The sequence below is a fragment of the Vibrio sp. YT-19(2023) genome, from assembly GCF_033337395.1.
On sequence record NZ_JAWOQN010000676.1, the window covers coordinates 1 to 630 of the forward strand.

1 pseudogene is annotated in these 630 nt (G+C 44.4%); it reads left to right on the forward strand.

Features of this window, described 5'->3' with window-relative positions:
• Positions 1 to 161: 161 nt before the first annotated feature.
• A pseudogene (locus tag R7E78_RS27820) lies at positions 162 to 630 on the forward strand (hypothetical protein); the annotation flags it as partial.

The window sequence follows — 630 nt, forward strand, 5'->3', positions numbered from 1 at the left end:
CTCAAATTTATCTGAATTTTCCACAAAAAAATTGGTGATATATGTTTTCTCAATTAAATTTGAGAAAAATTCATACTAACAAGAGAAACAATAAAATGAGCGTGACAGCACCTACACAAACCTTACCTATCGGTAAAGAGCCACCGCACGTAAAAGCAGGCATGGCCCTAGACGAGTGGAAAGCCGCGACCAAGTTTGATAGCACAGACTGGGGATGGGTGATCATGAGTATCGGCATGGCAATCGGTGCCGGTATTGTCTTTTTACCAGTAAAAGTAGGCGTATTGGGCCTTTGGGTATTCTTGGCCTCTGCCGTGATCGGCTACCCAGCGATGTACTTGTTCCAACGCCTTTTCATCAACACTCTCTCAAGTTCACCAAAGTGCCAAGATTACGCTGGCGTCATTTCCGGTTACCTTGGTAACAAATGGGGGGCGTTATTAGGTGTGCTGTACTTCATCATGTTGGTGATTTGGGTCTTTGTTTACTCAACAGCCATCAACAATGACTCGGCATCTTTCCTACATAGTTTTGGCATCACGGAAGGCTTATTGTCTGAAAACCCGCTATATGGTCTGGCTTTAGTGTGCGCTCTGGTCGCTATTGCATCTCGTGGCGAAAAGATTTTGT